The sequence below is a fragment of the Streptomyces caatingaensis genome (genome assembly GCF_001187435.1).
Classification (GTDB): Bacteria; Actinomycetota; Actinomycetes; order Streptomycetales; family Streptomycetaceae; genus Streptomyces; species Streptomyces caatingaensis.
On the sequence record NZ_LFXA01000004.1, the window covers coordinates 5,001 to 23,127 of the forward strand.

General features: G+C 73.6%; 18 protein-coding genes (1 of these 18 running past the window's edge). 6 read left to right on the forward strand and 12 right to left on the reverse strand.

The window, feature by feature from the left end; genetic code table 11:
• Positions 1-480, reverse strand: the 5' portion of a protein-coding gene (locus tag AC230_RS33510) for a guanyl-specific ribonuclease (protein ID WP_241833129.1). The gene continues 18 nt to the left of window position 1, outside the view; only the first 480 of its 498 coding nucleotides appear in the window; it begins with the start codon at positions 478-480; the stop codon falls past the left edge of the window.
• An 81-nt stretch (positions 481-561) separates the two neighbouring features.
• On the opposite strand from AC230_RS33510, the gene AC230_RS07405 reads away from it, so the two are divergent.
• Entirely contained in the window at positions 562-1,104 is a 543-nt protein-coding gene (locus AC230_RS07405) for a YbhB/YbcL family Raf kinase inhibitor-like protein (RefSeq protein ID WP_049715269.1), read from the forward strand.
• A 1,097-nt stretch (positions 1,105-2,201) separates the two neighbouring features.
• Here the strand turns inward: AC230_RS07405 and AC230_RS07410 are convergent.
• The 4 genes from AC230_RS07410 to AC230_RS07425 form a co-directional block, all read right to left on the reverse strand.
• Complete coding sequence (locus tag AC230_RS07410; RefSeq protein ID WP_049715270.1) at positions 2,202-2,969, reverse strand: sulfite exporter TauE/SafE family protein; 768 nt, start codon at positions 2,967-2,969, stop codon at positions 2,202-2,204.
• Positions 2,970-3,064: 95 nt separating this feature from the next.
• A complete protein-coding gene (locus AC230_RS07415) occupies positions 3,065-3,994 on the reverse strand; it encodes an SPFH domain-containing protein (RefSeq protein ID WP_049715271.1) in 930 nt (309 codons plus the stop codon).
• Positions 3,995-4,115: 121 nt separating this feature from the next.
• A complete protein-coding gene (locus AC230_RS07420) occupies positions 4,116-4,538 on the reverse strand; it encodes an NfeD family protein (RefSeq protein WP_049715272.1) in 423 nt (140 codons plus the stop codon).
• A gap of 69 nt (positions 4,539-4,607) precedes the next feature.
• A complete protein-coding gene (locus tag AC230_RS07425) occupies positions 4,608-5,417 on the reverse strand; it encodes an ABC transporter ATP-binding protein (RefSeq protein WP_049715273.1) in 810 nt (269 codons plus the stop codon).
• Between the two features lie 90 nt (positions 5,418-5,507).
• On the opposite strand from AC230_RS07425, the gene AC230_RS07430 reads away from it, so the two are divergent.
• On the forward strand, positions 5,508-6,314 hold the full coding sequence (locus tag AC230_RS07430; RefSeq protein WP_049715274.1) for a hypothetical protein: 807 nt from the start codon (positions 5,508-5,510) through the stop codon (positions 6,312-6,314).
• A gap of 48 nt (positions 6,315-6,362) precedes the next feature.
• Here the strand turns inward: AC230_RS07430 and AC230_RS07435 are convergent, their stop codons facing one another.
• The 4 genes from AC230_RS07435 to AC230_RS07450 form a co-directional block, all read right to left on the reverse strand.
• The gene (locus AC230_RS07435; protein WP_049715275.1) at positions 6,363-6,614 is read right to left on the reverse strand and encodes a chaplin; all 252 of its coding nucleotides are present in this window, start codon (positions 6,612-6,614) and stop codon (positions 6,363-6,365) included.
• A 187-nt stretch (positions 6,615-6,801) separates the two neighbouring features.
• Positions 6,802-7,047 (reverse strand): chaplin, encoded by a 246-nt coding sequence (locus AC230_RS07440; RefSeq protein ID WP_049715276.1) that lies wholly within the window; start codon positions 7,045-7,047, stop codon positions 6,802-6,804.
• 171 nt (positions 7,048-7,218) lie between these two features.
• Positions 7,219-7,866 (reverse strand): response regulator, encoded by a 648-nt coding sequence (locus AC230_RS07445; RefSeq protein ID WP_049715277.1) that lies wholly within the window; start codon positions 7,864-7,866, stop codon positions 7,219-7,221.
• Positions 7,859-9,004: a GAF domain-containing sensor histidine kinase gene (locus AC230_RS07450; protein WP_049715278.1), complete on the reverse strand. Its 1,146-nt coding sequence runs from the start codon at positions 9,002-9,004 to the stop codon at positions 7,859-7,861. Before AC230_RS07450 ends, AC230_RS07445 begins: the two co-directional genes overlap by 8 nt.
• A gap of 108 nt (positions 9,005-9,112) precedes the next feature.
• Here AC230_RS07450 and AC230_RS07455 point away from each other — a divergent pair, with 108 nt between their 5' ends.
• Together AC230_RS07455 and AC230_RS07460 are read left to right on the forward strand one after the other, a co-directional pair.
• The gene (locus tag AC230_RS07455) at positions 9,113-9,811 is read left to right on the forward strand and encodes a nitroreductase family protein (protein ID WP_049715279.1); all 699 of its coding nucleotides are present in this window, start codon (positions 9,113-9,115) and stop codon (positions 9,809-9,811) included.
• 371 nt (positions 9,812-10,182) lie between these two features.
• Complete coding sequence (locus AC230_RS07460) at positions 10,183-10,908, forward strand: transglycosylase SLT domain-containing protein (protein ID WP_049715280.1); 726 nt, start codon at positions 10,183-10,185, stop codon at positions 10,906-10,908.
• A gap of 73 nt (positions 10,909-10,981) precedes the next feature.
• Here the strand turns inward: AC230_RS07460 and AC230_RS07465 are convergent, their stop codons facing one another.
• Entirely contained in the window at positions 10,982-13,585 is a 2,604-nt protein-coding gene (locus tag AC230_RS07465; RefSeq protein WP_422125562.1) for an ABC transporter ATP-binding protein/permease, read from the reverse strand.
• A gap of 306 nt (positions 13,586-13,891) precedes the next feature.
• Between AC230_RS07465 and AC230_RS07470 the strand changes: the two genes are divergently transcribed.
• Together AC230_RS07470 and serB are read left to right on the forward strand one after the other, a co-directional pair.
• Positions 13,892-15,835: a streptophobe family protein gene (locus AC230_RS07470; RefSeq protein ID WP_049715282.1), complete on the forward strand. Its 1,944-nt coding sequence runs from the start codon at positions 13,892-13,894 to the stop codon at positions 15,833-15,835.
• An 88-nt stretch (positions 15,836-15,923) separates the two neighbouring features.
• Complete coding sequence (serB, locus tag AC230_RS07475) at positions 15,924-17,165, forward strand: phosphoserine phosphatase SerB (RefSeq protein WP_049715819.1); 1,242 nt, start codon at positions 15,924-15,926, stop codon at positions 17,163-17,165.
• Positions 17,166-17,231: 66 nt separating this feature from the next.
• Here serB and AC230_RS07480 read toward each other — a convergent pair whose 3' ends face one another.
• A complete protein-coding gene (locus AC230_RS07480; RefSeq protein ID WP_049715283.1) occupies positions 17,232-17,750 on the reverse strand; it encodes a SixA phosphatase family protein in 519 nt (172 codons plus the stop codon).
• Between the two features lie 87 nt (positions 17,751-17,837).
• Positions 17,838-18,056 carry a hypothetical protein gene (locus AC230_RS07485; protein WP_049715284.1) on the reverse strand — a complete coding sequence of 73 codons (219 nt, stop codon included), beginning with the start codon at positions 18,054-18,056 and terminating at the stop codon, positions 17,838-17,840.
• Between the last annotated feature and the right edge of the window lie 71 nt (positions 18,057-18,127).

An 18,127-nucleotide genomic window follows, 5' to 3' on the forward strand; every position in this document is an offset into this window, starting at 1 on the left:
TTCGAAGGTCTTGTAGTGGTCGCCGGTGTAGTAGCGCTCGGAGTGACTGCCGGTCACGATGCGGCGGGCGCCGCGGTTGCGGGCCTCCGGGGTCGGGACCGTGTACTCGTGGTAGTAGCCGCGGGGCTGCTTGGGCAGGCGGTTCTCGTAGTTGCCGAAGACGGTGCCGTCCTTCGGGTAGGGGAACGGGCCGCCCTTGTCGATGAGTTCCAGGGTGCGGCGGGCCTCGGGCGGGAGGCGGTCCGGGGTGACGGTCCGCATGCCCTTGGCCCAGGACGGGGTGGATCCGGCGGGCCCGGAGCCGGAGGTTCTGCCGGACTGGGCCGGGGCCGTGGTGGAGGTCTTCCCGGTCTTGCCGTGGCCACCGGAGGAGCAGGCGGGGAGGAGGAACAGGGGCAGGGCGGCGAGCAGCACGGTCAGGGAGCGCAGGGCGCGCCCGGCCGGCCGTCGTCCGTCTCGTCGGAACACACGTCGAAGCACGTCCATATGGTCGCAGCCCGCGCCGTCGGCGCCTCGCTAGGCTGAGCGTTCACGTGTCCATCGCGTACTGGAGGTGTCTCCGTGTCAGCTGCTCAGGGCCGTCCGCCGCTCCCTCACGACTTCCTTCCGCCGGTTCCCTCGTTCACGGTGGTGAGCGAGGATGTCGAGCCCGGGGCCCGGCTCGGTGACGGCCAGGTCCTCGACGGGGGCAACACCTCTCCCCATCTGCGCTGGGAGGGCTTCCCGGAGGGGACGAAGAGCTTCGCCGTGACGTGTTTCGACCCTGACGCGCCGACGGGCAGCGGGTTCTGGCACTGGGTCCTCTTCGACCTCCCCGTCACGGTGACGGAGCTGCCTGCGGGGGCCGGGAGCGGGGACATGAAGGGGCTGCCGGCGGGGGCGGTGCACGTCCGCAACGACTACGGGACGCGGGACTTCGGGGGTGCGGCGCCGCCGGCCGGGGACGGGCCGCACCGGTACGTCTTCACCGTGTACGCCGTGGACCGGGAGAAGTTGGGTCCGGACGCGGAGGCGTCGCCGGCGGTCGTGGGGTTCCATCTGCGCTTCCACGCGTTGGCGCGGGCGCAATTGATCGGTGAGTACGAGGTGCCGGCCGGGGGCTGACGGCGCGTCCGGGCGCGGGGCCGGCGGCCGGAAATTCCGTTGCGCGGGCGGTTGGTGTCCTGCACAGTGGTTTCTGCCGACGGTTTCGCATGCGGCCGTCGGGCGGCGGATACCGCGATGGCGGGGGCGGGTTGGCGCCGTTCTGGTGCGCCGGCCGTCTGCCGGAGCTCCGGGCGTGGGCCCGGGGTGGCCTCGTCCGTCGCAGTGCGCTCCGGGCCCACGTTTTGTACGGGGGAAGGGCCCGGAGCGTTTCCGTTTCCCGGGGGAGGGTGCCCCAGTCCCACCCCAACCCTCTTCCACAGGGGCTGCGCCCCTGTGCCCCCCCGCCGGCGCGGGTGGGGCGGGGCTTCGCCCCTGCACCCCACCGGGGGCTGCGCCCCCTGGCCCCCGCTTCGGGGCTCCGCCCCGGACCCCGCAACCGCGCTCCGCGCGGTGTCCTCAAGCGCCGGACAGGCTTCATCGCGGCTTCGCCGCCCGTCCTCAAGCGCCGGACGGGCTGATTCAGCCCGCCCGTACCCCCTTCACGGAAGCTCGACGACGAGCAGCGAAGCCGCGACCCGGGGGGTGCAGGGGGTGCAGGCGGCGAAGCCCCCGCCACCGCGCGGAGCGCGGACCCGCCCCCGGGGCACAGCACCGCCTACCCGCGCGCAACGCGATGCCGAATCCCAGGGGGCAGCCCCGCAAGGGGGCCCAGGGGTGTAGCCCCCGGTGGGGCGCAGGGGCGAAGCCCCGCCCCACCCGCGCCGAGCGCGCGGCCCCGCCTCGCCCGCACGGCAGTGCAGCCCGGACGGGGCGCACGCAAAAGGGGTCCAGGGGGCGCAGAGGCGAAGCCCCGCCCACCGCGCAGCAGCGCAGGCCCGATGGGGCACAGCCCGAAGGAGGCCCAGGGGCGCAGCCCCCGGTGGGGCGCAGGGGCGAAGCCCCGCCCCACCCGCGCCGAAGGCGCGGCCCCGACCCACCCGCGCGGCAGCGCACAGCCCCGCCCCACCGCGCGCAGCGTGGTCCCACCCCAGGGCCCGCGCAGCGTGGTCCCACCCCAGGGCGGGCGCCGCCCCGAAGAAACGGTGAAAGGGCGGGTCCGGGGCTCTCAACTCGCCTCAGCGCAGCAGCAGTTGCGCGATGGCGACGGCGCCCACCGCGACGATCACCCCGCGCAGCACAGCCGGTTTCAGGCGGCGGGCCAGTTTCGCGCCGAGTTGGCCGCCCAGGGTGGAGCCGGTGGCTATGAGGAGGACGGCCGGCCAGGCGATGGGGGCGGCGAAGAGGAAGAAGAGGGCGGCGACGCCGTTGACGACGACGGCCAGGACGTTCTTGAGGGCGTTGATGCGCTGGAGGTCGTCGGCGAGCAGCAGGCCCATCAGGGAGAGGTACAGCACGCCCTGGGCGGCGCCGAAGTAGCCGCCGTAGGCGCTGGCCACGAGGAGGCCGAGGAGCAGGGCGGCACCGCCGTGCGCGTGCGGGGCGGTGCCGTTGCGTTCGCGGCGGCGGGCGAGGGCCCGGGCGAGGCGGGGCTGGAGGACGACCAGGACGAGCGCGAGGGCAATGAGCGCGGGGACGATCGCGTCGAAGGCCCGGGAGGGCAGGGCGAGCAGCAGGGCCGCCCCGGCAAGGCCGCCCGCCAGGGCGACGAGGCCGAGGCGGACGATCCGGTCGCGCTGGCCGCGCAGTTCGCGCCGGTAGCCGACGACTCCGCTGAGGTTGCCGGTGATCAGCCCGAGGGTGTTGGAGACGTTGGCGGTGACGGGCGGCAGCCCGGTGGCGAGCAGCACCGGGAAGGTGAAGAGCGTACCGGAGCCGACGACGACGTTGAGGGTGCCGGCTCCGACGCCGGCGGCGAAGACCGCGAGTGCTTCCCAGATGGTCAAGGCCGTCTCCTTCTGGTCAGTTGACGCCTCCCCGCCATGGCAGGTCGGGGGGCGTCACTGATCATGCATGAGAACGGCCGGGAAGCATACGGCTGTTAGTCGATCGGCGGCTCTTCGCGGCGCGGGCTCTCCTTCGTCGTCCGCGGGCCGGTCCGGGGTCCGAGGTTGCCGACGGCGCCGCTGAGGCCCTTGAGGGCGTCGCCGATCTCGCTGGGCACGATCCAGAGCTTGTTGGCGTCGCCCTCGGCGATCTTCGGGAGCATCTGGAGGTACTGGTAGGAGAGCAGCTTCTCGTCGGGGTCGCCGGCGTGGATGGACTCGAAGACGGTGCGGATCGCCTGGGCCTCGCCCTCGGCGCGCAGGGCCGCGGCCCTGGCCTCGCCCTCGGCGCGCAGGATCGCGGACTGCTTCTCGCCCTCGGCGGTGAGGATCTGGGACTGGCGGATGCCCTCGGCGGTGAGGATCGCGGCGCGCTTGTCCCGGTCGGCGCGCATCTGCTTCTCCATCGAGTCCTGGATGGAGGTGGGCGGTTCGATGGCCTTGAGCTCGACGCGGTTGACGCGGATGCCCCACTTGCCCGTCGCCTCGTCGAGGACGCCGCGCAGGGCGGCGTTGATCTCCTCGCGGGAGGTGAGGGTCCGTTCGAGGTCCATGCCGCCGATGATGTTCCGCAGGGTGGTGACGGTGAGCTGCTCGATGGCCTGGATGAAGCTGGACACCTCGTAGGTCGCGGCACGCGCGTCGGTCACCTGGTAGTAGATGACGGTGTCGATGTTGACGACGAGGTTGTCCTGGGTGATGACGGGCTGCGGGGGGAACGGCACGACCTGCTCGCGGAGGTCGATGCGGTTGCGGATGGAGTCGATGAACGGGACGACGATGTTGAGGCCGGCGTTGAGCGTCCGGGTGTAGCGGCCGAAGCGCTCGACGATGGCGGCGCTGGCCTGCGGGATGACCTGCACCGTCTTCATGAGGGCGATGAAGACGAGCACCACCAGGATGATCAGGACGATGATGATCGCCATCGTGGCTCCTCGTGCCTTTGTCTCGGGTCGACCGTGGGGTCGGTCGTGCGGTCGTCGGTGATGGGCGAGTCTTCCAGAACCGGCGGGAGTGCGCAGGCCGGGCCGGTCCGTAACGGCCGTCTCACATCACCACCGCCGTGGCGCCGTCGATGTCGACGACGTCGACCTGCTGCCCCACTTCGAAGGCCCGGTCGCCGTCGAGGGAGCGGGCGGACCAGATCTCGCCGGCGAGCTTGATGCGCCCGCCGTGGCCGTCGACCCGCTCCAGGACGACGGCCTGCCGGCCCTTGAGCGCCTCGATCCCGGACTGCAGCGCGGGCCGGCCGCGGCGCTGCCGGTTGGCGATCGGCCGGACGACGGCGATCAGGGCCACGGAGACGACGGCGAAGACGACGAACTGGGCCACCGTGCCTCCGCCCAGCGCGTCCGTGACGGCCGCCGCGACGGCGCCGACCGCGAGCATGCCGAACTCCGGCATCGCGGTCACGACCAGGGGGATGCCGAGCCCGACGGCGGCCACGAGCCACCACGCCCATGTGTTCACATGGTCATGGTAGGCGCGTGGGCGGGGTCGCCGACAGGGCTCCTCGGCCCGCCGGGGGCGTCCGGCCGGTTACGAGAGCGGCAGGCCGTGGGCGGTCCAGCGGTCGCCGCGGCTCTCGACGACCAGGGGGAGCCCGAAGCACTTGGACAGGTTGCGCGAGGTGAGTTCGAGCTCGATGGGGCCGGCGGCGAGCACCTGGCCCTGACGGATCATCAGGACGTGGGTGAAGCCGGGGGCGATCTCCTCGACGTGGTGGGTGACCATCACCATCGAGGGGGCGAGCGGGTCCCGGGCGAGCCGGCCGAGGCGGCGCACCAGGTCCTCGCGGCCGCCGAGGTCGAGGCCGGCGGCGGGCTCGTCCAGCATCAGCAGCTCGGGGTCGATCATCATCGCGCGGGCGATGAGGGTGCGCTTGCGCTCGCCCTCGGAGAGGGTGCCGAACTTGCGGTCCAGGTGCTCGGTCATGCCGAGGACGTCGAGGAAGGCGCGGGCGCGCTGCTCGTCGACGGTCTCGTAGTCCTCGCGCCAGGTGGCGGTCATGCCGTAGGCGGCGGTGAGCACCGTCTGGAGGACGGTCTGACTGCGCGGCAGCTTGTCGGCGAGGGCGATGCCCGCCATGCCGATGCGCGGCCGGAGTTCGAAGACGTCGACGCGGCCGAGCGTCTCGCCGAGGATGCGGGCGGTGCCCTTGGTCGGGAAGAGGTAGCTGGAGGCGACATTGAGGAGCGTGGTCTTGCCGGCGCCGTTGGGGCCGAGGATCACCCAGCGCTCGCCCTCCTTGACCGACCAGGAGACCTGATCCAGCAGAGCCCGGCCCTCGCGGACCACGGATACGTCCACCAGTTCCAGCACATCGCTCATGAGCGCGTTGTCTCCCATTGCAGTTCGTCGTCGCTGGCGCCTGTCGGCGCAGCCCCCAGGGAAAACCTACGCCACCGGCCGTGGTCGCCAGTCCCTAGGCTGGGGCACATGCTCGATGAACATCGCTCAGGGCGGCTGACAGCCTGGGGAAATGCCCTTCTTGCCGGATTTGCCGCACCGGATGACGTGGCGCTCCACGTCACCGGCGAGGACGCCGTCCACCGGGTCGTCGGCCTGCCGGGTGAATCCGGTCCCGTGGGCCTGACCCTGGCGCTCGGGCGGCTGCGCGCGCTCGGTGCGACGGGCCTGCGGCTGGCGCTGCCCGCGCCCGGACACCCGCTGGGGCTGAGCGGGCCGCCGGAGTTCAACGCCCTCGCCCTGGAGGCCGGTGAGGCGGTCGTCGCCGTGGGGGCGGCCCTGGGGCTGGTGCCCGAGGTGCACGCGGCGGGGCCCGAGGGCGACCAGCACGTGGAGGTCCTGTGGCAGTGCCTGCCGGTGCGCGAGGCGCCGCCGGCGGACGTGCCGTCGCTGGGCGAGGCGGAGCGCGAGCTCGCGGAGGCGCTGCGGGAGGCGACCGCGGTGCTCACCCGGCTCGACGTCGCGGGCTCGGGGCCGGCGGCGGACGCGGCACTGGAGGCGTACCGGGCGCGCGCGACGGGCGGACGGGAGATCCTCGCGCCGGGTTATCCGCCGCGCGCGGCGCGCGTGCTGGAGCTGGCGCAGCGGGTGGGCGCGCTGGTCGCCATCGCGAGCGGATCCGGGGACGGCGGCGGGCGGGAGCACGGGGCCGCGGTGAGCGCGGCGGAGATCACGGCGCGGGCGGCGGCGCTGCGTCCGGTGGAGCGCACGGCCCGGCGGGCCCAGGTGGCCGCGTACAACGCGCCGTTGGAGGAGCGGGAGCGCGGCAGGCCGTGAGACGGCGCGAGGCCCCGCGGACCGACGGGTCCGCGGGGCCTTCGGGCGTCACTTGTTGATGCAGACGTTTCCGAACGTCGGGTTCAGGAGCCCGATCAGGATGTCGATCGTGTTGCCGCACGCGTTGATCGGCACGTCCAGGGGGATCTGGATGACGTTGCCGGAGATGACGCCGGGCGAGCCCTTCGCGACTCCGTGGGCGACGGCGCCGTCGTCGTGCGCGGCTGCGGTGCCGACGGAGGCGCCGACGGCGACGCCCGCGGCGGCCAGAACGAGAGCGGCCTTTTTGGCTCGGTTCATGGGTGTCTTCCTTTGCTGGTGACCTCGCGGCCCCGGTGACGGAGTCGCGCCCTGATGAACGCCACCACACCACCGACGGCACGGCCGTCCGCGGCGTTTGCCCTCGTTCGGGCGAGTTATCACCCTCGGACGTCGGCCCCGCCGCTGCGGGGCCGACCGGCCGGGCGAGTGATCGCCGGTGGGGTTGTTACTCGTTGACGCAGACGTTGCCGTGCGCCGGGTTCAGCAGGCCCACGATGCTGACGGTGTTGCCGCACACGTTGGCGTCGACCTCGACGGGCGCCTGGATGACGTTGCCGGAGACCACGCCGGGCGAGTTCTTCGCGATGCCGTCCGCGCCGTGCGAGGTGGTGGCGGAGGCGACACCCGCACCGGCGAGGGCGAGACCGCCGACCGCGAGCGTGACGGCAGCGGCCTTCTTCATGTTCTTCACTCTTCCTCTGACCTTCCTGGAACGTCCCACGGCCAGCCGCCGCGGTTACGTCATGGAGAACGGGCCACCGCCATCCGGGTTATCGGCTCGGGCCGACAATCACACGACCGCATGACCCGGTCGTCGGAATGAGACGCTCCGAGGCGACGGGGAACCCCTCCGACCAGGCCGTCAGTCGCCGACCCCGTGCCGGACCGCCCAGAGGGCCGCCTGGGTGCGGTCGGCGAGGTCGAGCTTCATCAGGATGTTGGAGACATGGGTCTTGACCGTCTTCTCCGACAGCACCAGCGCGCGGGCGATCTCCCGGTTGGACCGGCCGTCGGCGATCAGGGCGAGCACCTCCCGCTCGCGCTCGGTCAGGGCGTTCCCCCGGCCCTGGCCGCCGCCCGTGTCGTCCTGGGTCAGCAGCGCGCCCGCCACCTCGGGCTGGAGCAGGACGTGCCCCGCGTGCACCGAGCGGATGGCGCCGGCCAGCGCGTCGGGGTCCACGTCCTTGTAGACGTAGCCCGCCGCCCCGGCCTTGAGCGCGGGGATCACCGTGCGCTGCTCGGTGAAGCTGGTGACGACCAGCACCCGGGCCGGGCTGTCCAGGGAGCGGAGCCGGCGCAGCGCCTCGATGCCGTCCATGCCGGGCATCTTCACGTCCAGCAGGATCACGTCGGGCCGCAGCTCCTCGGCGCGGGCGACGCCCTCGGCGCCGTCGGCCGCCTCGCCCACCACCTCGATGTCGTCCTGGATCTCCAGAAAGGTGCGCAGGCCCTTGCGGACCACCTGGTGATCGTCCACCAGCAGAACCTTGATCGTGTGGTCCTCAGCCACCGGGCACCTCCATCTCGATCGCGGTGCCCTTCCCGGGCTCCGAGACAACCTTCAGCCTGCCGCCGACCCCGTTGGCCCGGTCCCGCATGGAGACCAGGCCCAGGTGGCGGCCCGCCTGCCGGACGGCGGACGGGTCGAATCCGATGCCGTCGTCGGCCACCCGCAGGGCGGCGCCCTGGCCCCGCCGGGCGAGGGTGACCTCGACGTGCTCCGCGCCGGAGTGGCGCAGGGCGTTGTGCAGGGCCTCCTGGGCGACGCGCAGCAGCGCCTCCTCCTGGGAGGCCGGCAGGGCGCGCATGCCGTGGGCCGCGAAGGTGACGCGGGCGGCGTGGGCCCGGTCGAGCACCTTGACCTGGGTGCGCAGGGTGGCGACCAGGCCGTCCTCGTCGAGGCCGGCCGGGCGCAGTTCGACGACCGCGGCGCGCAGTTCGTCGGTGGCCTCGGCGGCCAGGTGGGCGACCTGGTGGAGCTGCTCCTTGGCGCGGGCCGGGTCGCGGTCCACCAGGGCGGTGGCGGCCTGGGCCGTCAGGCGCAGGGAGAAGAGCTTCTGCGCGACGGCGTCGTGCAGCTCGTGGGCGAGGCGGGCGCGCTCGTCGGCGATGGTCAGCTCGCGGCTGCGCTCGTAGAGGCGGGCGTTGGTCAGCGCGATGGCGGCGTGCTGGGCGAGGACGGCGAGCACTTCCTCGTCCTCGTCGGTGAAGCCGCAGCCGGTGCCGCCGCGCTGGTACGCCTTGTTGGCGAGGAAGAGGACGGCGAGGTTCTCGTCGCCGTCGGCGACGGGCATGCCGAGGAAGTCGGCCATCTCGGGGTGGGCGTCGGGCCAGCCGCCGAAGCGGGGGTCCTCGCGGACGTCGGCGAGCCGCTGGGGGTTCTTGTCCTCCAGCATGGCGGCGAGGATGCCGTGCTGGCGGGGCAGGGGTCCGATGGCCTTCCACGTCTCGTCGCTGACGCCGTCGACGACGAACTGGGAGAAGCCGCCGTGGTCGTCGGGGACGCCGAGGGCGGCGTACTGGGCGCCGAGCAGTTCGCGGGCGGAGACGACGATCGTCTTGAGGACGTCCCGCACCTCCAGGTGTCTGCTCATGGCGAGGATCGCGGAGCTCACGGCGGGGAGGCCGGAGCGTGGGCCATGGGTCATGGGTTCACCGTAGTGCGGTGGGCGATCTCCGGGGATCGGACCGGTGGCGGGCGGGCGCTTACACCGCGCGCCCTAGGCCGAAGGGCCCTGGGGCGCCAGACTCGTGTCATGTCTATACCAACGCAGTGGACACCCACCCATGGCGATCCCTACCGTCCGGTCCCCTACCGGCCGGACCGGATGCCCGTGGCCGAGTCGCTGGCCCGGGCCGCGGAGCTGCGCGCGCGGATGGCGGAGCGGCGGACGGTGCGGCAGTTCGCACCCGACCCGGTGCCGGAGCAGGTGGTGCGGGACGCGATCGCCTGCGCGGCCACGGCGCCGTCCGGGGCGCACCAGCAGCCGTGGACGTTCGTCCTGGTCAAGGACGCGGAGGTGCGGGCGCGGATCCGGGCGGCGGCGGAAGAGGAGGAGCGCGTCTCGTACGCCGGGCGGCTCGGCGAGGAGTGGCTGGCGGCGCTGCGGCCGCTGGGCACGGACGAGGTGAAGCCGCACCTGACGGAGGCGCCGGCGCTGATCGTGGTCTTCCAGCAGCGGTACTGGCTGGGGCCGGACGGGGCGCGGCGCAAGCACTACTACGTGGACGAGTCGGTGGGCATCGCGGTCGGGATGCTGCTCTCGGCGCTGCACCTGTCGGGGCTGGCGGCCCTGGTGCACACGCCGAGTCCGATGCGGTTCCTGTCCGAGGTGCTGGGGCGGCCGGTGAACGAGAAGGCGTTCGCCGTGGTGCCGGTCGGGTATCCGGCGGCGGACTGCCGGGTGCCGGACCTGGTGCGCAAGAGCCTGGACCAGGTGCTGGTCGAGGTCTGAGCCGCTGCCCCGCCCGCCTGCCCGGCGGGCCGGGGAGCGGGCCGTACGGAAGGTGCGGACGCGGTCACACCGAGTGTGAGCGAGCGCTGCTCGGTGTGACCCCGCGCATAGGACGCACATCACCTACGACGGTGCATAGTGGACGGATAAACCGCCCGTAAAGAGGGGTGTGAGCGGGAGTCCCCCGGTTTTCGGGGCGGCCTCGCCGGGGGTTCCACAACGAAGCCGGATAGTACGTCACACCTTTGCCAGGGCTTTTTGCAGCCGCTAACAATTGCCCCGTCGCAGGGCGCCGTAGATCGATACGGCGCTTCTTTTCGCGCCGATCCGGGCCCGCGACCCCACGCGATTGGAAGAGGTTCAGCTCAGTCATGCGCTCCATCTCCGGCTATAGCCGTCTCACCAAGGTCCACAAGTTCTCCGCGGCGGGCATCGCCGCGGCCGGTGTCGCCGCTCTGGCCCTCGCGGTCGTCCCCGCCTCCGCCGAGGACGGCGAGCAGGCGATCGCCGTGAAGCCGGTGGCCTGGAACGCCAAGACCTTCGGCACCGACGACCTGGGCGCGGAGCTGTCGCGGCAGTCGGACGACGCGGCCCGGCAGGCCCGTCACGAGGCCGAGGCCAAGAAGAAGGCCGCGGCCGAGGCGAAGGCCAAGGCGGACAAGGAGCGCGCCGCGAAGGAGGCCGCAAGCCGTTCCGCCGAGCGCAAGCCGGTCGAGGCCGCGCCCGCCGCCCCGAAGGCGTCCGCCGCCCCGGCGGCCCCGGCCCCCAAGGTGTACGCGAACAACCTGGACGGCTGGATCCGCGAGGCCCTGGACATCATGGCCGCCAAGGGCATCCCGGGCACCTACGACGGCATCTACCGCAACGTCATGCGGGAGTCGACGGGCAACCCGAACGCCATCAACAACTGGGACTCGAACGCCGCCGCCGGCATCCCCTCCAAGGGCCTGCTCCAGGTGATCGACCCGACCTTCCAGGCGTACCACGTCGAGGGCACCTCCTGGAACATCTACGACCCGGTCGCCAACATCACCGCCGCGTGCAACTACGCGTGGAAGACCTACGGCTCGATGGACAACGTCAACTCGGCCTACTGAGCCGGGCGGCAGAGCGAAAAGGGCGGGCATCCGGTTTCCCGGGTGCCCGCCCTTTTCGCAGTGGCAATGCGGACTACTTCCGCATGACCTCCGGCTCGTGCCGGCGCAGCAGCCGCGCGACGGCGAATCCGCAGATGACGCCGAGGGTGACGAGGACGGCCATGTCGATGCCCCACTGGCCGACGGTGTGGGCCCACAGCGGGTCGAGGTTGGTCAGGTCGTCCTTGTCCATCGGGGCCATGACGTGGGAGAGGTCCAGCGTGGCGCCGGCGGCGGCGATGGCCCAGCGGGAGGGCATCAGCCAGGCGACCTGCTCGACGCCGGGCGCGTCGTAGACCTTGAACATGATGCCGGTGAAGACGACCTGGACGATCGCGAACATCACCAGCAGCGGCATGGTCTTCTCCGCGGTCTTCACCAGGGAGGAGATCACCAGGCCGATCATCATGGACGTGAAGCCCAGCGCGATGATCACCAGACAGAGCTCGACGGCCGGCAGCGCCTTGAGGACCAGGCCCTCCGCGGGCAGCTCGCGGATCGAGAAGCCGATGGCGGAGATGATCACGCCCTGGACGGCGGTGATCACGCCCAGGACGACGACCTTGGACATCAGGTACGCCGACCGGGACAGGCCCACGGCCCGCTCCCGTTCGTAGATCACCCGTTCCTTGATGAGCTCACGGACGGAGTTGGCCGCACCGGAGAAGCACATGCCCACCGCGAGGATCAGCATGATCGTGCCCGCGTCCTGGTTGTGGCCCTTGGGGGGCGCGGCGAGCCCGTGCTCGGCGGGGATCACGCAGCTCACGCCGCCGAGCACGGCGGGCAGGATCAGCATCAGCCCCATGAAGCCCCGGTCGGAGGCGATCACCGACAGGTAGCGGCGCATCAGCGTCCACAGCTGGGAGCCCCAGCTCTGCGGCACCGGCGGCTTGACCACCTGCGGCTGGACGTGGACGGACTGGGGCGCCACCGCGTCGATGTCCGCGGCGTACATCTGGTAGTGCTGCGAGCCCTTCCAACGTCCGGCCCAGTCGTAGTCGCGGTAGTTCTCGAAGGCGGAGAAGACGTCCGCCCAGGTCTCGTAGCCGAAGAAGTTGAGCGCCTCCTCGGGCGGGCCGAAGTAGGCGACCGAGCCGCCGGGCGCCATGACCAGCAGCTTGTCGCAGAGCGCCAGTTCGGCGACGGAGTGCGTGACCACCAGGACGGTGCGGCCGTCGTCGGCGAGGCCGCGCAGCAGCTGCATCACGTCGCGGTCCATGCCCGGGTCGAGGCCCGAGGTGGGCTCGTCCAGGAAGATCAGCGAGGGCTTGGTCAGCAGCTCCAGGGCGACGGAGACGCGCTTGCGCTGACCGCCGGAGAGCGAGGTGACCTTCTTGTCCTTGTGGACGTCGAGCTTGAGCTCGCGCAGCACCTCGTCGATGCGGGCCTCGCGCTCGGCGGGCGCGGTGTCGCCGGGGAAGCGCAGCTTGGCCGCGTAGCGCAGCGCCTTCCGGACGGTGAGCTCCTTGTGGAGGATGTCGTCCTGCGGCACCAGGCCGATGCGCTGGCGCAGTTCGGCGAACTGCTTGTAGAGGTTGCGGTTGTCGTAGAGGACGTCGCCCTGGTTGGCGGGCCGGTAGCCGGTGAGCGCCTTGAGCAGGGTGGACTTGCCGGAGCCGGACGGGCCGATGACGGCGATCAGCGACTTCTCCGGGACGCCGAAGGAGACGTCCTTGAGGATCTGCTTGCCGCCGTCCACCGTGACGGTCAGGTGGCGGGCCGAGAAGGAGACGTCGCCGGTGTCGACGAACTCCTCCAGGCGGTCGCCGACGAGCCGGAACGTGGAGTGGCCGACGCCGACGATGTCCTGGGGGCCGATGGCCTGCCGGCGGACCGGCTGACCGTTGACGTAGGTGCCGTTGTGGCTGCCGAGGTCGACGATCTCGAAGCGGCCGTCCTGGCCGGCGCGGAACTCCGCGTGGTAGCGGGAGACCTGGAGGTCGGCGACGACCAGGTCGTTCTCCAGGGCACGGCCGATGCGCATCACGCGGCCCGCGGCGAGCTGGTGGAACGTGGTCGGGCTGCGGTCGCCGTGGGCGGGCGGGGCCCCCTCGTCGCCCGGGGAGCGGTGGCCCTGCTCCGGCGAGGACGCCTGGTGCGGGATGTGCGGCTGGGGCTGCTGCCAGGAACCGTGGGGCTGTTGCTGCTGGTACGGCTGGGCCTGCGGCTGCTGGTACTGCTGCTGCGGGTGGGCCTGCGGGGGCTGGTGGCCCCAGTCGGCGGGCGGCTGCTGGTACCCCGGCTGGGCGTGGGGCTGCTGCAGGTGCCCCTGCTGCGCGTGTCCCTGTGACGCGGCCAGCGCGGTCTGCGCGCTGAACAGGTCCGCCGCGGGTGCGGCGGCGGCCGCGGCACCGGCGGTCAGCCGTGGGCCGTCCGTCGCGTTGCCCAGGTGCACGACGGAGCCGGGGCCGATCTCCAGCTGGTGGATCCGCTGCCCCTGTGCATAGGTGCCGTTGGTGCTTCCCTGGTCCTCGAGGACCCAACTGCGGCCGTTCCAGCGGACGATGGCGTGCCGCCACGAGACGCGGGCGTCCTCCAGCACCATGTCGCCCTGCGGATCGCGTCCGAGGGTGTACGACCTGGACGCGTCCAGCGTCCAGGTCTGTCCATTCAATTCCAGTACGAGTTCAGGCACTCCATGCCCCACTACTTGTCCCCCGATGTACCTCCCCGCACAGGGAGTCTGTACAGGGAGTCTAGGGATGGCGAACATCGGGAGGAACTATTTCAGGCACAGTCCCCCGATCGAAAGTCGGGCATTGACGGCGCTGCCTTCCCACGGCCTTCCCACGGCCTTCCCACGCGTTCCGCACCCGCTTCCGCCGCGCTTCCCGTGCGCCGTTGACGGGCGCGGAAACACCACCGGAGAGTGGTAATCGCCCACGGCCGCGCGGAAATCACACGCACCCGGCGGGCGCGGGGTACGGACCGGGGGGCCGTGATGACCATCACCCAGGGCAGGGGCACGGTACGGGCGGTCCTGACCGCGGTGGCCGCAGCGGGCTGGGCCTTCCTCGCCATGGCGGCGGTGGCCGCGCTCGGGCTGCATCTGCTGGGCGCCGACCGGGCCGGGTCGCTCGGGCCGATGACCGCCGCGGTCGTCGTGCTCGCCACCGGCGGCTCGGTGGCGCCCTCGGGCGCCGTCGAGGCGTTCGGGCTCACGGGCGCGGACGCCCGGTCCTCCATCGAGGTGATGCCGCTGGGCGTGACGCTCGTCGGGGCGCTGGTGCTCGGCCTGGTCTTCACCCGCTCCCTGCGGCCGTACGGGCCCGTCCTCGCCGGGCGGCAACTGGCGCTGCGGGCCGGGCTGGTGGCCGTCGTCTTCCTGGGCCTGCTCGGCGGGCTGGCCTGGGCCGGCGCCGGCGCGGTCACCATCGACGGCACCGACCTCGTCCCCGGCGGGCCGGCGCCGGAGCTTCCCGGCGTCGGCGACCTCGGTGACCTCGGCGGCCTCCCCGACCGGCTGGCCGGGCTCGCCCGCGCCAGGGCCGCCGTCGGCTTCTCGGTGCGGACCGGGCCGTCGCTGCTCGGCGGCGCCCTCTGGGTGACCGCCGTCCTGCTGGTCGCCCTCCTCGCCTCCCGCGCCGCGCCGCTGCCGCGCGGCGCGCGGGCGCTCCACCGCTCCGTCCGGCCGGCCGCCTCCGCGCTCTGCGCGGTGCTGGTGCTGGCCGTGGCCGCCGGCTGGGCCGCGGCCGTGGGCGCGGCCACCGGCGACGACCGCCCGGGGCGGATCGCCGGCGCCGCGCTCCTCGGGGCGCCGAACGGGGTGTGGCTCGGGCTGCCGCTCGGGCTCCTCGTCCCCTGGCACGGCCGCGCGGCCGGCAGCCTGCTGGGCGTCCTGCCCGATCCGCTCGGCCGGCTGCTGAACGGCGGCGCCGAGCAGACGATCGGCCTCGGCCGGCTCGTCGCCCTCGACCACCGCGTGGCCCTCCTCCCGGCCGCCTGCGCCCTGGCCCTGCTGCTCGCCGGGGTGCTCACGGCCGTGCGGACGCCGCGGGGCACGGGCGGTACGGCGGCCTACGCGGGCCGGTGCGCCCTCGCCCTCGGCGCGGTCACGGCTCTGGCCCTGCCGCTGCTCGTCCTGGCCACCCGCGTCAGGGCTGACGCGAGCCTGTCCGTCCTCGGCTTCGACGCCGCCGGGGCCGGTCTCGACCTGCGCGGCAGCGTCCCGCTCGCGGCGGCCCTCGGCGCGGCGTGGGGCCTGGCCGCCGGCGCGGCGGGCGCCCTCCTCGCCCGGGCCGCGGGAGCGGCGGGCCGCCGCTCCACGCCCTACGCCCACGCCACGGCCCCTCCCCCGCCCCCCGCCCCCTTCGTCCCCCACCGCCCCGCCTCCCCGGACACCAACCCGTATCTGCGCCCGCCGCAGTATCCGCACCCGGCGGACGGGACGTCCCCGGACCGGGCGGCGGGGGGCGCGGCGGCCGGGTACGGGGTGCCGCCCGCGGGCCCGCCCGGCGGCGGGCCGGCGCCCTGTCCCGGACACCCCGGACGGGGCCCGGCTTCCGGCGCTGCCCACCCCTGTCCCGGGCCACCGGCGGGCGGGCACCCGCGGCGGGCCGGCGACGGCCCGTACCGCCGCCCCCCGGCCGCCGGGCCGGCGGAAGGCGGCGGGTACCCGCCGGGGACGGCCGGTGATCCGTACGGGCGCACGGTGTCCTCCGGGGCGGTGGCGGACGGTGGCGGACGGGCGGAGGACGGGGGTGATCCGTATCGGCGGGGGGCCTCCGAGGAGAGGCCGTCGGAGGGGCCGCCGGGCGGGGCGGGGCGGGGGTCCGGGGAGGAGGGCGGCGGACGGCGGTACGGGAGTGCGCCCCCGCCGCCGCCCGGTCCGCCGCCGCCCCCACGCGGGTGGCCGCGGTCCGGACGGCGGCCGCCGCCCCGGTGACCCGGCGGTGAACAGTGCGGTCAGCGGTGGTTCCCGGGCCCGGCTCCCGTACGGCGGCCGGCGGGGCACCGGCTACGGTAGAGGGACCATGAGCGCACCGCAGATCCCGCCTGCCACCGCTGTCGCACCGCCCGCCGGTGACGACGCCCCCACCCTCCTCGTCAAGATCTTCGGGAAGGACCGGCCGGGCATCACCGCCGGGCTCTTCGACACCCTCGCCGCCTACGCGGTCGACGTCATAGACATCGAGCAGGTCGTCACCCGGGGCCGGATCACCCTCTGCGCCCTCGTCACCGCCCCCGCCGGGGCGGGCCGTTCCGAGGGCGACCTGCGGGCCACCGTGCACAGCTGGGCCGAGTCGATGCACCTCCAGACCGAGATCATCTCGGGCCGGGGCGACAACAGGCCGCGCGGCGTGGGCCGTTCGCACGTGACCGTGCTGGGCCACCCGCTCACCGCGGAGTCCACGGCGGCCATCGCCGCCAGCATCACCGGCACGGGCGGCAACATCGACCGTATCTTCCGGCTCGCCAAGTACCCCGTCACGGCGGTGGAGTTCGCGGTCTCGGGCGCGGAGACGGAGAAGCTGCGCACGGCGCTGGCCGTCGAGGCCGCCCGCCTCGGGGTGGACGTGGCCGTCGTGGCCGCGGGCCTCCAGCGGCGGGCGCAGCGTCTGGTGGTGATGGACGTCGACTCGACGCTGATCCAGGACGAGGTCATCGAGCTGTTCGCGGCGCACGCCGGCTGCGAGGCCGAGGTCGCGGAGGTGACGGCGCGGGCCATGCGCGGCGAGCTCGACTTCGAGGAGTCGCTGCATGCCCGGGTGGCGCTGCTGGCGGGGCTGGACGAGTCGGTGGTGGACAAGGTCCGTTCCGAGGTCCGGCTGACGCCCGGCGCCCGGACCCTGATCCGTACGCTGAAGCGGCTCGGCTTCCAGGTCGGCGTGGTCTCCGGCGGGTTCACCCAGGTCACGGACGACCTGCGGGAGCGGCTCGGGCTGGACTTCGCGTCGGCCAACACGCTGGAGATCGTGGACGGCAGACTGACGGGCCGGGTCACGGGGGAGATCGTGGACCGGGCCGGAAAGGCGCGGCTGCTGCGGCGGTTCGCCGCCGAGGCGGGGGTGCCGCTGGCCCAGACCGTGGCGGTCGGGGACGGCGCGAACGACCTGGACATGCTGAACGCGGCGGGGCTGGGGGTGGCGTTCAACGCGAAGCCGGTCGTGCGGGAGGCCGCGCACACGGCGGTGAACGTGCCGTTCCTGGACACGGTGCTGTATCTGCTGGGGGTCACGCGGGAGGAAGTGGAGGCGGCGAACACCCACGAGTGAGTGGGTGTCCGGACCTCGCTCCGCCGGTATCGGACCTCGCTCCCGCCCCGTAGCGGGCTCGGGGGCTCAGGCCCGCGGCGTCCAGAAGGCCGCCAGGCGCCCCACCCCGTGCTCCAGCCCCTTCCACGACCCGCCGAAGGAGATCACCGCGAGGGCGGCGGTCGGGAAGCCGGTGCGGTTCAGCCGGGCGAGCAGATCGCCGTCCGCCTCCCCGGAGAGGGCGTCCGCGAGCGCGTGCATCCCGGGGTTGTGGCCGATCACGACGAGGTCGGAAACCTCGTCGGAGACCTCGTTGAGCAGGGCGATCAGTTCGCCGAGTGACGCCTCGTAGAGCCGGTCCTCGTACACCGTGCGCGGCCGCTGCGGCAGTTCGTGGGCGGCGAGCTTCCAGGTCTCGCGGGTGCGGGCGGCGGTGGAGCACAGGGCCAGCTCGGGGGTGACGCCGGATCCGGCGAGCCAGCGCCCGGCGACCGGAGCGTCCTTGCGGCCGCGCTCGGCGAGCGGGCGCTCATGGTCGTCGACGTCGGGCCAGTCGGCCTTGGCATGGCGGAAGAGGACGATCCTGCGGGTCGTGTCGGCGCTCATGCGATCCAGCTTCGCACGAAACGGGCCGCGAGGCGCGGGGTGTTGGGAGGCTTGCCCTCCCCGGGGGGACGGGTCGCGGCGGGCACCTCACGCGGCCCAGTGCTCGACGAGCAGCACGACGCGGGCCAGCGGCCCGGACGGCTGCGCGGCGGGGGCGTCCTCCGCGGCGGGGGCCGGGGCCGGGGCGGCCGGCAGGGCGAAGAGGGCGGCGAAGAGGGCCACGAAGGCGAGCGCGGGCAGCGCCGCGGCCCACCACGGCAGGCGGGTCTGCGCGGTGCGCGTGCGGTCGTGCCTGCGGGCGGGCATGGCGGGGCCTCCGTACGGTCCGGTCGGGTGCGGGCACCGCGTCGCGTACGCCGCGGTGCCCCTGCCCTACG